Genomic DNA, 13,207 nt, shown 5'->3' on the forward strand with positions numbered 1-13,207 from the left:
ATAAAAAAGTTTTTAAATATATTATTATATATAATTATCAAAATTTAAAGGCAAATTAATGAATTCTTTAGAAAATTTAATTTTAGTCGGTGTAATAAAATCATGTCACGGAATTAAAGGTCATGTAATTTTAAAATCTTTTACCGACCCTGCTACAAAAATACTTGAAAGAAATTTAGTAAATGAGTCAGGAGAAAATATACATATTAAGCTAATTAGCCAAAATGCCAAAGGAGAATTAATTTGTACATTTAATGATATAGCTACTCGAAATGAAGCTGAAAATTTAAAAGGCTATAAAATATTTTGCTTAAGAGCAAGTTTACCGGAACTAGAAGAAGATGAATTTTATATAGCGGATTTAAATCATTTACCGATATTAGACCAAGATCATAAAGAAATAGGCAAAATTAAAAATATTCTTAACTTTGGTGCCGGTGACATAATTGAAATAGAATTTTCAGATCAAACAACCGAATTATTACCTTTCAATAAAGAATTTTTTCCTGTTATAACTAAAGATTATGTGATTTTAAATTATCAAAGAGAAGCTTGAATAATTTACCGTAGTTTTTAAATCTCCTATTTTTGGAGTTGTTTTTGTAATTCTTCAATTTCTTTTTTTGTAAAACCGGTAAATTCAATAATTTCGTCTAAAGGCTTATTTTTCCTTAACATTTTTTTTGCCATCTCTGCTAATTTCATTTCACCTATATATATACCTTCTTGCAGCCAACGTTCCACTATATTGCCCATAATTTGTTCTCCTTCTTCAGGGTTCAAATGTGATTTAAGTATTTTTTCTATTTCTATTATATCATTTTGACTAATTTTGGTCAAAGTATAGCATAAAATTAATTCTATATAATTAATACCAATATTAACTAATTCTATGTCATTCCCGCGAAAGCGGGAATGACATAGAATGCTTAAGCTTTTTAGACATAAATATTATTGATGTATGATACTATAAATACACTAGATGCTCTTGGTGTAATATATCATTATACTCCACAACAGATGATGAGACTGCGGTTGCCATGTGCATATCGGCGGCGGAGGTGCCAACAAGCATGGTAGCAGCAGCAACTATAGTATCGTTCCAGTTAGATAAGCCAGTGCTGCTTGGACCTATGCCGGAGAACTCATGACCCAGGGAAGAAGTAAGACCGCTCAACGCCTCACCCATTCCGCCCGCAAGTGCCGCTATGTAAGGGTTACCTGTTTGCTCGGCAATTGCCATATTGCGTACATTAACGCTGAATTTACATTTCCAAAACCGGTTCCGTTCATTATTCCGGTTGTAACACCGGCTGCTAGCATATTCTTACCGAGCGATCTTAAACTTTCCTTAGTCGTTGCAGACTTAAGTCCCTTGCCTACATTACTGCCGCTATTGATCGTATTTACCGCTAAGTTAGATGCAAAACCACTGATCCCCGTTGCTATCGCACTGCTTACTGCTCCGGCTCCAATAGTGCTACCTGCACCAGTTGTTGCTGCCGTAACTGCTGTTGTTATCAGCACCTGCCCTTGCGTCGTTAACTGACGCACTTTCTTCTCCCAGTTATTCTCGCCTTGTATCTCATTTATATTTACATTCTGCCACCCTGTCTTGCCTCAAGCATACTCAGCCATGCAGGCTTCTTACCAGCTTCAATCTCGACATTAATAGAACCTTGAGAATTAATTACCACTTCTTCTGATATACTTGATGCTTTTACTGGTTTACTTTTCCTTAATCAGCTTTAAATGATTATTTTTCTATAATATTTTCTATCGTCTTCCAATTGGGGTATTTAGAATATTTTGCTATCCAACCATCTTCACTATATAATTCTCCGCATAAACCATCGCTAATGTCAGCTAAGGAGTATTGATTATGATCTTCGTCATACATAATTAATGCCATTTCATCTTCATACTCTTGTAGCATACATAAAGTATAGTGGAGGCATCTATCCAAGGTTTCTTGTACAATTATTTCTATGATTTCTTTACTTTCATTTGATATCTCATTAACTTTTTGAGCTAAAATTTTATTTGCTTTAGTTGTGTTATTTAAAATGCTAAGCATTTGTGTTAGCACACCATCACGTACAAAATCTACATATACACTTCCAAATTTATCTAATAGTTTTTGTTTTTATTATACCAAGGAATATTAGTAGGTGCCAATACCTTATCTTTCCTTGACTGTTGTAAAGCTTTAGCTACAATACTCGCGCTTGTTGCTCTGTTGCTCCACCCGCTTTTAAAGCTTCAACTGCTATACGTGTATGCTCTTGTAAAGTATTTGTCTACCGCTTTTATATAGCTCTCCAAATAATTTTCTTTGTGCAGCAGTTATTTTATAATGATCTATCTCATTTCTTAGTATAAACTCTTCACTAATAGCAAAGCCTTTTTTAGGATCATAATTAATATTACCTTCAAAAGCTTTTTTAGCATATGGATGATGTCCTCCTACTTTACCATATGGTCCCAATAGTAATATAATTATTTTAATCTTTAATTGAGTAAATTATATGAATTTGACAATTAATCCTTAAATACTATAATCAATATATATATAAATAGAAGGTTAAGCTCTATGCCTAAAACTTTAAAATACTCACTTATTATATTTATAAGTATAATATTGTTATTAATTGTTATTCCTTTAAATAATTATAAAGGAGTAATAATAGACAAAGTCAAAGAGGCTACAAATAGAGATTTAACTATTAACGGCGATATAAAATTATCTTTATTACCAAATCCGGCAGTATCACTATCAGAAATTAAATTATCATCCATAGACGGCACAAAAGCACCTCATCTAGTTTCCGTTGAAAGTGCTAAAGCATCATTAAGGCTTTTCCCTCTTTTTAGAGGAGCAATTGAAGTAGATTCTATAGAACTGCAAAAACCAACTATAAATCTAGAAATCTTGAATAACGGACAAAAAAATTGGCAATTCGTTACATCTAATAATAACCCTAAAGAAAATAACGTTAGTTCTACAGAATCTACTAATGCTAATAGTGAATTAGAACTTCCTATTTTGATTAGTCATTTTAAAATTATAGACGGCAAAGTAATATATATAGAAAAAAATAGTGAGAAAATATTTAACGATATTAATTTAGATACTAAAATTAAAAGCCTTAAAGGTCCTATAGACTTTACTTTAGCTTTAAAGGCTTTAGAACAGCAGATTAATATAGAGGGAAATATTGAAGAAATTGGAAAAATAATTCCGTTAAGTGCCAATATTAATGTTGCCGGTGAAAAAATTAAAATCGAAGGAAAGTTTGATAGCGAAAATAATTCTTTTATAGGTAACGCAAATATTAAAGGCAATACTAAAACTTTAGGTATGCCTGCTGACTTACAAAATGACTATGAGCTAACTACGGCAATTACTGCCGATAGTAAAAATATAGCTATCAAAGATGCTAGACTTAATTATCCAAATATAGAATTACTAGCAAATGTAAATTATGATATAGAGCGTAATAACCTAAAATCAAATATTATTATCAATCCTGGTAACATTATAACCGAGATTAACTCTAATTTAGATAAGACAAATATTATGCTACAAGCTGATAGTTTAAAACCTATACTTGATGCTCTAAAACTAAAGACTGATAAATTACCTCCTATTATTAACCAAAAACTGAACGCTACTTCTAATGTAATTTATAACTCCCCAGCAATAAAGCTGCAAAATATTAATTTATCGGCGGCAAATAGTAATCTAACAGGAGATATTGAGCTTAAAAATTTAGCACAAGATATAACTATTTCTCACAATCTAAAAATTAATAATTTTGAGTCGTTTATGTCTCTTATGGGAGTAAGTAATTTAAGTAAGATTGGGGTGCTGCAGTTAAACGGGGAAGTACAAAAAATTAAAGATACTTTCCATATTAATAATAAAATATCCGCTTTTAATACTAATATATCTATTAAAGGAGATATTAATTTAGCCGCTCAGAAGCCAAATGTTAACCTTAACTTATATAGCCCGTTAGTTAATTTAGAGAAAATTACTTCAAGCAACAACTCTACTGCTAATCCAAGTAAAACTAGTAGCCCTACTACTCAAAATACACCTACAGCTAAAAATAATTCTCCTTGGTCAAACAATCCTATTAACTTAGGATTTTTAAATGAAATTGAAGGGCAATTATCCGCAAATATTGATAAATTAACTAACGACTCATTAATCATACATAATTTAAAAGCAAAATTAAATATCAGCGGCGGCACGCTGAACATTACTTCAGTTAATGCAAGCATTTACGGTGGCGAACTAAGTAGCACCGGTTATGTGAGTTCAGGAAAAGATCAAAACGCTTCAATCAAAATCGATTTTAAAAATGCCTATCTCAAAAATTTAACTCCACAATCCGGCAAAATAAAAATAACCGATGGACGACTAAGCTTTAAAGCGGATCTTACTTCTCACGGTAATAGCGTTTATACATATGTTAATAATCTAAATGGACAATTTAACATAAATAGCGATAACGGGAAAATAAGCGGATTTGATTTAAACCGAATTGCAGATGCGGTAAATAATGCTAAAAATACCGAAGGAGTATTGCGACTTATTAACAGCTCCTTTAGCGGCGGATCCACATCTTTCAAAAATTTAATTGCCAGCGGAAATATAGCGAATGGCAAGCTTAATTTAAATGAATGTAGTTTAGATGCTTCACCTGCCAAAGCAAATGCAAGCGGTCAAATTAACTTACCGCAATATATGATGGATATTAGTGCAAGCGTTACTATTGGGGATTTACCGCCTATAGCCGTTAAATTATACGGATTCATAAATAATCTGCAGCATAAATTAGACGTTCAAGCCCTTCAAACATATTTAGTTAAAAACGTATTTAATAGCGTTATTAAAGACTTAAAAAGCGGGGAGAAGAAACCTGAAAATATTATTAAAGATGCTTTAGGTCTTAGAAAGAAAAAAGATACAAATGCAGAGGAACAAAGCAGCCCTCCGCAGGAAAACCAACAAGCAGATCCTGTAAACAAACTGCTACAAAAAGGATTAAAGAAACTGTTTTGATGTGACCGTCACGGGTGTTGTGCGACTATTATTCCTCTCTGTGTCATCCCGTGATTTATTCACGGGATCCAGCAAAACATATAGTGTAGTAACAATGTTGAAGTTATTTTTTCTAGACTTAGTTAGCAAGCAAACTAGATGACAGTGAAAAACTCGTAAATACCCACGTTTTGATACAGTTATTCCTGTGCCAAACCTAATGGATACACATCCTTTGTTTCCTCAGTATCTAATACCAAATTAGGTATGTTTTTAGGGAAATCTTGAATTGCTTCAGTAATTTTTGCTGCTTCTTCATCATAATTTGCTTTTTTAACAAAATAATAAGGTCTTCATATAATGATTTTTTATTTGGATTTAACCCTATCGCTCTTTTGATAGAAGCGAGTGCTTCCTCTGGATTTATTCTATGTAACTTATTAAAAAGCTCTTCGTGGTAGTATGCTTTACTTGGATCTAGTTCCATAGCTTTCTTTAATGATTTAATCGCATTATCTTATTGTTTTTCCATTAAAATAGAACTTAAGCTATGAAAAACTTCAGCTTCCCTATTGTTATATTTTTCAGTTTTATTATAAGTTTCAATAAAATTTGAAAGTTCTTCAGGATCAGTTTCAACGAATTTTCGTAAATTGTCTTTTTCCTCTTGATATTGATATCTGTTATGAAGAGCAAGACATTTTTTAAACAGCTCCGCAATTTCATCTTTAGTCATAATCTATCCTCTATTAATCTACTATAATCTAAAAAAACTAACTTGGTAAAGCTAATATTTACCCATATCGTTTTTTCCATTCTATTTTCATCTTTTTATATTTCTTATTATCTTCTGCCTTTTGCCATTTTTTGAAAAATATATCGGCACTTTTCACTTTTTTTGGATCCCTCCTCCTCTTTCTAATTTCTTATAATCATTTTCTTTGTCATATTTTTTCCCATCTTTATAATTAGCATAACGTCTACTTCTAGTAAAACCCATCTGCAAATATTTACGAGCCATATCAGCTCCAACAAAATCATTATCCTCTAAGGATTTTAAAAATATTTCATATATTTTTTCACTACTTTCTTTAGCAATTTTAGGAGTTTTAAACTTCCAATAAGGCAAAATTTCATTTTTATATGGTTGACAAATTAATACTCCTTGCTCACCTTTACCTACTCTATAACTTTCCAGGCATTTACGATAATCAATATCATTTTTCCATTTATAATTTTTATTATCAAAATTTAGATAGCTTGGTTTTTCCATAACTTATGATATATTTGTAATTAATAATTTATAACTACAACTTCGATGTAAGTAAATAAATCTGAAGTTTGTGAAGCTAAGTAAGTATTTTAAATAAACTTTAATTTAAAATCGTATGATTAAGAAAATAGTACAAAATACGAAAACTTTGCATGTACGTCCTAATGGAAGATCAGCTGATTACATAACACCTAACTTCATATATGGCTGTGCCGGAGGTTGCAGAAATAGTTATTGTTATGTTATGCGTCATAACTATGAGACATTATATATAAATGAAAATATAGATCAAATACTTGACGTATTGGATAAACATATAGCAAGTTTACCGACTAAAATTTCCAATCAAACAAATTCTAAATATTGGACATATGATATAGGTTGTTCTACCGATGTAAGTTTGCATTGGAAACACACTAATTGGTTAAAGATATTTAATTTCTTTAAAGAACATCCACGTGCTAAAGCAACTTTTGCTACTAAATATGTTAATCCTAAACTGCTTAATTTTAATCCTGAAGGCAAAATAAGGATTAGATTTAGTTTGATGCCGGCAAGGATAAGCGAGATATTAGAGCCAAAAACGAGTCCGATTATTGAGAGAATAAAAGCAGTGAATATTTTTATTGCAGCAGGTTACGAAGTTCATCTAAACTTTTCTCCTATTATTGCTTATGAAAGCTGGCTCACCGAATATGCAAAGTTATTTGAAGATTTAGATCAATACATAAATAACCAATATAAACCGTTTATAAAAGCGGAATGCATATTTTTAACACATAACGACAAGCAGCATGAAAGAAATATTGCCTCAAATAGATTAGAGAGTGAAGCTTTAATTTGGCAACCAAACATACAGGAAAATAAAGTAAGTGAATACGGAAGCAAGGCTGTACGTTATAAAGCCGGTATTAAGAGTAATTTTATCCAACGATGGAGTGTGTATTGCATGACAGATTGATCCCATGGAATCAAATCCGATATATCTTCTAACTCTTCCTACTTATCAAAATTACGAAACAAAAGCATCAAATTTCAGTTATAAATAAAAAATCACTTGCATGAAAATAAACTTATGATATGTTTCTTCACGTTGGGTTTCAATTCTATCTTCCATAACAAGTAACCCAACACTATTATCTCTCAACTGATAGGGGATATAGTGTTAGTTGAGTACAAAAGTAAAAATATAAAAAACAAGTAAAATATCGAATAGGCAAAAAATCGTTTAGCTTGTTTGTTATCAAGGGTGTCATAGAATAAAGAACCGGAATAATATAGAAATACTAACCCAAGAATACCAGAAATTATTAAATATATAAAATTATTCATTCCGATAAAAAAAGGCATTAGCGAAACAATAAATAAAAGAATACTGTAAATTAGAATTTGTTTTTTAGTATATAAATTCCCTTTTACTGCAGGCATCATCGGTACTTTACAGTTTTTATAATCTTCGTTACAGAATAAAGCAAGAGCCCATGAATGCGGCGGTGTCCAAATAAAAATAATCAAAAATAATATAATCGACTCTAGAGATATAGTATTGCTTACCGCTGCATAACCTATCACAGGAGGTAATGCTCCCGATACTCCGCCAATAACAATATTTTGTATAGAACGACGCTTTAACCAAATAGTATAAATACAGATATAATAAAAAATAGTGAATAGCAGTAAAAAGGATGCAAGTAGATTAACACATAAAGCCATAAAAAATACTGCAAAAAATCCCGTTATCAAACCAAAAGATAAAGCTTCATCAGGTTCTATAGCACCTCTGACTATAGGTCTTTTTTGAGTACGTTTCATTAAGCTATCGATATCTCTATCGTACCACATATTAATTGCCCCTGCACTACCTGCACCAAGAGCTATGCAAACAACTACAATACCGGCAATAAAAGGATGCACCGAATAAGGAGCAAGCCACATACCTACAAAACCCGTAAAAATCACAAGCGACATCACACGTGGTTTCATTAATAATATATAGTCTTTCACTGTACTCTGAGAGTAATTTATTTTACCTAAATTTATTGATTTTACCAAAGAACTCATACGATTTTTTTTATTTAAGTATAAAAAGTTTTAGGTTAAAAATCAATGATTGACTTTGATGTAAGAAATGTATATATTTTCTTACAAAGCTAGATTCGGCAAGCTTTAGACAAGATGAATTGACGACTGAGCCTGCGGAGCGTACAAAAAGTACGTGAGCAAAGGCGAATGTCAGAAAATTCGCTTGTATCAAGCTTTTTGAATAACGCTGTAATTCAAATAAAAGTTAAGGATATTATCAGTGACAAAAATTGTTCGTTCTAAATATAAAGCTAGTAGAAGACTTGGGGTAAGTCTATGGGGTGATAGCAAGGATGCTTTCAATACACGAAATTATCGTCCCGGGCAGCATGGGCAGAATACCATGATTAAAACTTCAGATTATGGTTTACATTTAAAAGCTAAGCAAAGATTAAAATGCCACTACGGTCGTGTCACTGAAAAACAATTTAGGAATATTTTTGCACTTGCTCAAAAAATGAAAGGTAATACCGGTGAAAACTTCATTGGGTTACTTGAAAGCAGACTTGATACTGTCGTTTATAGAATGAACATAGCTCCAACTATTTTTGCTGCAAGACAGTTAGTTTCACACGGACATATTAAATTAAACGGTAAGAAAGCCGATATAGCAAGCATACGACTAAAGGAAGGTGATGTTATAGAAGTTAAAGAATCCGTAAAACAAATACCGCTTATCCAAGAATCCGTTTCAAAACAAGGTCAAACAACACCGGGCTATTTATCATTTGATGTACCTTCATTAACCGGTAAATATTTAAGAGTTCCTGCTCTTTCTGATGTTCCATATCCTTTTGAAGCAGAAGTTCATTTAGTAATCGAGTTATATTCTCGTTAATACATAATACTGTCTTTACAAGTTAAGCCCACTACCGCGAAAGCGGGAATCCAATTAAAAATACTAACATTATTAGTATTTTTAGTTGTTTTTATGGATACCGTGGTCAAGCCACGATATGACACTGAGTGCTTTTTTCGATACACGCAACAACGCCCACTCGCAATGACTATATCTATTTTTAATAAACAATGCCCCTATATATAATAATTGTTTCTACTTGTGTATTATTTTTAAGAACATATAATGCCATTATTTTTAATAAAAATTATGGTATTCTCTTTTTTATTTCGTAAAAATCCGGTAATAAAATCTTTTTCTAACTTAGGCTATGATATAGACGATATAATATCTACAATTTCATCTAATAAAGTAAATTTTAATAAAAATAATGCTGCTTCTACCAGAAGTTAGCATATGGAACGTATTTAATAATTAACGGTATAACTTGTTTTATTGTAAATGGGACAAAAGGAAGTAGTATTTTCGTTTCAACAACTCTTACTGATGAAATTTTAATAACCGAAGGGTATTTTCAGAAACATTATCTTACTTCTGCCACATTTAAAGGAAGTTTAATCTACCCTATTACTACAAATCTCATCACAACTTTTCCTAATTATTCAGTACCAATTTATTTAACTTCTACAGCTGCCATATTGAGCTTAACATATTATGGGACTGATTTCTTAAATTATCAGGAAAATTTAAAAGAAATTCAGACAAACTTAACCCCTAATATTAGGGTAATTGATCCTAATATACTTTCTAACAATTTTAAAAATGATTCAAAAAATGAAGTTAAAGATGTAACCCAAGGATTTTATCATATTTCTAATAATCCAATTATTAGAAATATGGTTATAACAAATGTTTTGGATTTAATTGAAGCATGCATAAATAGTAGTTTTATTAACTACACCGGAAATGATGACAATACATTAATTGCATTAACCTTACTCTCATACAGGACCCTACTGCTGCTATAGGACCTCTTGTTTTTCTCAAGGAGCAAAAATCAGTATTTTATGGTGTGGAAAAAATATAATAAGCACACTATTCCAATCATATAAAACTTCTTTAACACAAAATACTCAAGATTTAATTGAACAAAAAGCTTTAGAACTGTTACTAAATGAGGAATATAAAAGTAAAATCTTAGGATTAAAGGATATAGAAGCTATTACTAATAATTTATTTATTGATCTTCATAATACTTTTACTATTGGAATTTTACCACTCAAAAAATTATACAGCTTATTGCATTGCAAGATAATTTAGTTCCAGGAGCTATTATATTTAATGAGTTTGAAAATATTAAGCAAGGATTTTTAAATATATTATATCAACTAGATATTTCTTACAGGAAAGAAGCGGAGAAAATTAACGAAAATAAAGCTTCTATAGTAATCAGAAATATATCCTCTAATACTTCAAATATCTTGTTAACTGATTCTGCTCAATTTATACAAAATCAATATGCCAAACAACTTAAAGCTAAAAAAGAAATATCAAAGAAAATGCTGTTTTTAGATAGCACAAAAAATACTATAACCACTATATTAGATATCTCAGATAAATTTATAAAATCACTTTACTATATTTATAAAGTAAAAAATGGAGAGATTACACTTGAGCAAGCTCTACTACTTAATCCTTGGCTTGAAACCTTAAAACCATTCTTAACAAGTGCCTCATTAAAAATAATCTTTAGTGGAGCAGTTATATCGCAAGCGAGAATTACAAAATTAATAGAGGCAATTTCTTCTGAGGATAAAAAAGGAATGACATGGTCTACAAATGATGAACTTGTAATTTCTGATTATAACCTAATTATAGAAGAAAGAACTATTTTGAGTTTTGAAAAATTAGTATTAAAATTAGGAGCACATTATCTTCTTTCAGCTTCCTCAGGAAAAGGCAAAACTACTTTTTTAAAGAGTTTAGTAAATTGTATTGCTGCCATGCCATAGCGTTGGTGAAATTTCCATACCTACCCATTATCAAAATCTAAAAATAATATTTATTGATCAGAATAGTTACATACCGGCTCAATCTACTTTATTTGAAGTAATAACCTCAGGCCTTGATCAATCAATCATTAGAAGAAAAAATTAACACACTATTTATAAAATTAGATCTAGCTACATTAATTACGCACTTAAGTGATAAAAATTATGATGTAATAAATGCACCAAGTGGCGGTCAAAAGAAAAAAATTGGAATCATTAAAGCTATAATTTCAAACCCTAAAATATTAATTTTAGACGAGGTGTTTGCCAATCTTGATAAAACATCTATAGAAAATGCACAATAAGCTTTAAAAGAATTTTTACCGGAAACTTTAATGCTTGTAGTACATCATGACGGTAAATCTCATGACTATAATATTTATGATCAGTATATAAATCTTGAAGATTTGTATGCCGAAATAAACTTATTAGGAGAATAGTCATTCTATTCAACCCTATATATTTCGAGTAAATGAAGAGTAATCTAGTTTTTTATATATGTTTTTTCTTCCTTCCCGCCGTTGCTGGAAGATATTGTTGCGTAGAGCGTTTTTTCCGTCATTGCGAGGAAATTACGTAAGTAATTGACGAAACAATCCAGTAAAAATTCTGATTTATAGAATTTTTTTTGTTATTTTTTTTGGATTGCCACGCTCCTTGCAGTCGCTTGCAATGACGATTAGGCGTCTACGCAACAATGCCACACGGGAATGACATAAACCACACTACTAACTAATAGCGATTATAATAAAATTTTAATTATGGGAATTTTTTAAGATTTCTTTATAGACTTCAAGGTTTTTTCCTAGCATCAGATCAAGAGAGAAATTATTAATTACCGTATGTCTTGCCGCTTCTTGGATTTTCTTAGCAGTATCAGCACCTAAAATTGAGAAACAATAATCGATTTTCTGTGCTAACGCTTCGGCATTATTTGGTTCTACGTGGAAACCGGTTATATTATTATTTATCGTTTCTACTGCACCGCCAATATTAGTTGCAATAACAAGCTTCTCCATCGCCTGCCCTTCTATAATAGTACGACCGAAAGCTTCAGGCTCGATTGAGGCAGAAACGATAATATTGGAAATCCCATATAGGTTTATTATATCCGAATCATTACCGAAAATTTGAATTTTATTTTGAAGTTTTAGAGTAGCTATAAGCTCTTTTACTCTATTAGTAAAATTGGGATGTCTAGATATATCACCGACCATTAAACAATAAAAATCTCTATGTTTTAACTTACTTAATGCTTCTACTAAAACAAGATGCCCTTTCCAGCTTGTCATTCTAGAAGGCATTAATATTATCGGCACGTTGCTCGGTGCATCATATTTATCACGACATTTTTTAAGTTTTTCGGGTGTTAAATTTGCTGGATTAAAATAATCACAATTTACTCCACGTTCAATTACTACTATTTTATCTTCATCAATTTTATAGTTTTCAAGCAAATGTTGTTTTACAAAATTAGATACGGCAATAACTTTCTCGCCTTTTAGCATTATGCTATTATAATATTTTTTAAAACTATTCGGAATATTATAAACCCCATGAAAAGTAGTCAGAAATTTAGCATTAGTCCATTTTGTTGCTAGATATGAACTCCATGCCGGTGCCCTTGATCTTGTATGAACTATATCAACATTATATTTTTTGATTATTTCTGCTATCAATTTTGCATTATTCAGAATTACAAAAGGATTTTTACTGCTACTATTCATTGCAATATGTAATATATCTTCCTTATCTAACTCTTTAACTAAAGTACCGCCTGCTGAAATTATGATAGGAGTATGACCGAGAATTTTAAGATATTTTGCAACTTCTATAGTACCTCTTTCAACCCCTCCCGAAACTAGAGCAGGAACTACTTGCAAAATAGTATATTTATTGTATCGTTTACTTGACTTTAATGAAGGCATTAAATCTCAATCTATTAAAAT

Annotated in this window: 17 protein-coding genes and 1 pseudogene; 9 read left to right on the forward strand and 9 right to left on the reverse strand. The window is 31.0% G+C overall.

The genetic code is table 11. From position 1 onward, the window contains the following. Positions 1 to 58: 58 nt before the first annotated feature. Complete coding sequence (gene rimM, locus D6968_RS01055) at positions 59 to 556, forward strand: ribosome maturation factor RimM (protein ID WP_121542790.1); 498 nt, start codon at positions 59 to 61, stop codon at positions 554 to 556. A 26-nt stretch (positions 557 to 582) separates the two neighbouring features. On the opposite strand, the gene D6968_RS01060 is transcribed toward rimM, so the two are convergent. The 4 genes from D6968_RS01060 to D6968_RS05405 form a co-directional block, all read right to left on the reverse strand. Beyond that, the gene (locus D6968_RS01060; protein WP_245969014.1) at positions 583 to 840 is read right to left on the reverse strand and encodes a transposase; all 258 of its coding nucleotides are present in this window, start codon (positions 838 to 840) and stop codon (positions 583 to 585) included. 366 nt (positions 841 to 1,206) lie between these two features. Then, on the reverse strand, positions 1,207 to 1,527 hold the full coding sequence (locus D6968_RS05625) for a DUF637 domain-containing protein (RefSeq protein WP_245969015.1): 321 nt from the start codon (positions 1,525 to 1,527) through the stop codon (positions 1,207 to 1,209). A 229-nt stretch (positions 1,528 to 1,756) separates the two neighbouring features. Then, positions 1,757 to 2,077, reverse strand: a complete 321-nt coding sequence (locus D6968_RS01070) for a hypothetical protein (protein WP_141110517.1) — start codon at positions 2,075 to 2,077, stop codon at positions 1,757 to 1,759. A gap of 192 nt (positions 2,078 to 2,269) precedes the next feature. Further along, on the reverse strand, positions 2,270 to 2,488 hold the full coding sequence (locus D6968_RS05405; RefSeq protein ID WP_218564467.1) for a hypothetical protein: 219 nt from the start codon (positions 2,486 to 2,488) through the stop codon (positions 2,270 to 2,272). 105 nt (positions 2,489 to 2,593) lie between these two features. On the opposite strand from D6968_RS05405, the gene D6968_RS01080 reads away from it, so the two are divergent. Continuing rightward, positions 2,594 to 5,074, forward strand: coding sequence for an AsmA family protein (locus D6968_RS01080; protein WP_121542794.1), 2,481 nt, complete (start codon positions 2,594 to 2,596; stop codon positions 5,072 to 5,074). A gap of 229 nt (positions 5,075 to 5,303) precedes the next feature. Here the strand turns inward: D6968_RS01080 and D6968_RS01085 are convergent, their stop codons facing one another. From D6968_RS01085 to D6968_RS01095, 3 genes and pseudogenes are all read right to left on the reverse strand, one after another. Beyond that, entirely contained in the window at positions 5,304 to 5,540 is a 237-nt protein-coding gene (locus D6968_RS01085) for a hypothetical protein (RefSeq protein ID WP_121542796.1), read from the reverse strand. A gap of 30 nt (positions 5,541 to 5,570) precedes the next feature. Next, a complete protein-coding gene (locus D6968_RS01090; protein WP_121542798.1) occupies positions 5,571 to 5,789 on the reverse strand; it encodes a hypothetical protein in 219 nt (72 codons plus the stop codon). 58 nt (positions 5,790 to 5,847) lie between these two features. Continuing rightward, positions 5,848 to 6,326 (reverse strand): annotated as a pseudogene (locus D6968_RS01095) (DUF4385 family protein). A gap of 115 nt (positions 6,327 to 6,441) precedes the next feature. Between D6968_RS01095 and D6968_RS01100 the strand changes: the two are divergent. Then, positions 6,442 to 7,287 carry an SPL family radical SAM protein gene (locus tag D6968_RS01100; RefSeq protein ID WP_342767334.1) on the forward strand — a complete coding sequence of 282 codons (846 nt, stop codon included), beginning with the start codon at positions 6,442 to 6,444 and terminating at the stop codon, positions 7,285 to 7,287. A 182-nt stretch (positions 7,288 to 7,469) separates the two neighbouring features. On the opposite strand, the gene cyoE is transcribed toward D6968_RS01100, so the two are convergent. Then, positions 7,470 to 8,387 carry a heme o synthase gene (gene cyoE / locus D6968_RS01105; protein WP_121542800.1) on the reverse strand — a complete coding sequence of 306 codons (918 nt, stop codon included), beginning with the start codon at positions 8,385 to 8,387 and terminating at the stop codon, positions 7,470 to 7,472. Positions 8,388 to 8,628: 241 nt separating this feature from the next. Here cyoE and rpsD point away from each other — a divergent pair, with 241 nt between their 5' ends. The 6 genes from rpsD (at position 8,629) to D6968_RS05655 (ending at position 11,698) form a co-directional block, all read left to right on the forward strand. Then, positions 8,629 to 9,246 (forward strand): 30S ribosomal protein S4, encoded by a 618-nt coding sequence (gene rpsD / locus D6968_RS01115; RefSeq protein WP_023508073.1) that lies wholly within the window; start codon positions 8,629 to 8,631, stop codon positions 9,244 to 9,246. A 246-nt stretch (positions 9,247 to 9,492) separates the two neighbouring features. Beyond that, positions 9,493 to 9,660 (forward strand): hypothetical protein, encoded by a 168-nt coding sequence (locus D6968_RS05635; RefSeq protein ID WP_177717139.1) that lies wholly within the window; start codon positions 9,493 to 9,495, stop codon positions 9,658 to 9,660. Positions 9,661 to 9,905: 245 nt separating this feature from the next. Beyond that, complete coding sequence (locus D6968_RS05640) at positions 9,906 to 10,235, forward strand: hypothetical protein (protein WP_245969018.1); 330 nt, start codon at positions 9,906 to 9,908, stop codon at positions 10,233 to 10,235. Between the two features lie 276 nt (positions 10,236 to 10,511). Further along, the gene (locus D6968_RS05645) at positions 10,512 to 11,219 is read left to right on the forward strand and encodes an ABC transporter ATPase (protein ID WP_245969024.1); all 708 of its coding nucleotides are present in this window, start codon (positions 10,512 to 10,514) and stop codon (positions 11,217 to 11,219) included. Between the two features lie 113 nt (positions 11,220 to 11,332). Next, positions 11,333 to 11,563, forward strand: a complete 231-nt coding sequence (locus D6968_RS05650) for an ATP-binding cassette domain-containing protein (protein ID WP_032139588.1) — start codon at positions 11,333 to 11,335, stop codon at positions 11,561 to 11,563. 30 nt (positions 11,564 to 11,593) lie between these two features. Further along, positions 11,594 to 11,698 (forward strand): ABC transporter ATP-binding protein, encoded by a 105-nt coding sequence (locus D6968_RS05655; RefSeq protein WP_245969026.1) that lies wholly within the window; start codon positions 11,594 to 11,596, stop codon positions 11,696 to 11,698. 315 nt (positions 11,699 to 12,013) lie between these two features. Here the strand turns inward: D6968_RS05655 and D6968_RS01150 are convergent, their stop codons facing one another. Next, the gene (locus tag D6968_RS01150; protein ID WP_121542804.1) at positions 12,014 to 13,186 is read right to left on the reverse strand and encodes a glycosyltransferase family 4 protein; all 1,173 of its coding nucleotides are present in this window, start codon (positions 13,184 to 13,186) and stop codon (positions 12,014 to 12,016) included. Positions 13,187 to 13,207: the final 21 nt, after the last annotated feature.

This window comes from Candidatus Rickettsia colombianensi (assembly GCF_003664375.1).
In the GTDB taxonomy this organism is placed as follows: Bacteria; Pseudomonadota; Alphaproteobacteria; order Rickettsiales; family Rickettsiaceae; genus Rickettsia; species Rickettsia tamurae.

Excerpts from the sequence above, each read along its gene's own strand:
- D6968_RS01150 (WP_121542804.1), bottom strand. The coding sequence starts at position 13,186 with ATGCCTTCATTAAAGTCAAGTAAACGATACAATAAATATACTATTTTG.
- D6968_RS01070 (WP_141110517.1), bottom strand. The coding sequence starts at position 2,077 with ATGCTTAGCATTTTAAATAACACAACTAAAGCAAATAAAATTTTAGCT.
- D6968_RS01080 (WP_121542794.1), top strand. The coding sequence starts at position 2,594 with ATGCCTAAAACTTTAAAATACTCACTTATTATATTTATAAGTATAATA.
- rimM (WP_121542790.1), top strand. The coding sequence starts at position 59 with ATGAATTCTTTAGAAAATTTAATTTTAGTCGGTGTAATAAAATCATGT.
- D6968_RS05635 (WP_177717139.1), top strand. The coding sequence starts at position 9,493 with ATGCCATTATTTTTAATAAAAATTATGGTATTCTCTTTTTTATTTCGT.
- D6968_RS01100 (WP_342767334.1), top strand. The coding sequence starts at position 6,442 with ATGATTAAGAAAATAGTACAAAATACGAAAACTTTGCATGTACGTCCT.
- D6968_RS01090 (WP_121542798.1), bottom strand. The coding sequence starts at position 5,789 with ATGACTAAAGATGAAATTGCGGAGCTGTTTAAAAAATGTCTTGCTCTT.
- cyoE (WP_121542800.1), bottom strand. The coding sequence starts at position 8,387 with ATGAGTTCTTTGGTAAAATCAATAAATTTAGGTAAAATAAATTACTCT.
- D6968_RS05655 (WP_245969026.1), top strand. The coding sequence starts at position 11,594 with ATGCTTGTAGTACATCATGACGGTAAATCTCATGACTATAATATTTAT.
- D6968_RS01085 (WP_121542796.1), bottom strand. The coding sequence starts at position 5,540 with ATGGAACTAGATCCAAGTAAAGCATACTACCACGAAGAGCTTTTTAAT.